Consider the following 250-nt stretch of genomic DNA (forward strand, 5'->3'; position numbering starts at 1 on the left):
GTAGTCGAGGTGGGACTTGGCACTGAACAGACCCAGCACCTTGCCGCTCTCTATCTTGGCGAGATCGCTCTGGGTGGTGACGTACTGATAGCCCTGGGCACTGAGCTCGGCGGTGAGATCCCGGCCATCGGCCCGGCCCCCCTTGTTGCTGGCGCTGTAGGGGGTCCAGTGATTGGCTCCGCCCCCCATCAGCACGTCCACCCCGTCTCCGAGCGCGGTGTTGAAGCCTGCGCCCCCGGGGACCGCCTGC

The 250-nt window shown here is 67.2% G+C and carries 1 protein-coding gene; it reads right to left on the reverse strand.

Annotation, left to right across the window (positions count from 1 at the left end; genetic code table 11):
* Positions 1–250, reverse strand: a 250-nt coding sequence (locus B4920_RS27215; protein ID WP_173862733.1) for an alkaline phosphatase, incomplete at both ends; no start/stop codon positions are given.

It is taken from the genome of Zoogloea sp. LCSB751, from assembly GCF_002028455.1.
Lineage (GTDB): Bacteria > Pseudomonadota > Gammaproteobacteria > Burkholderiales > Rhodocyclaceae > Zoogloea.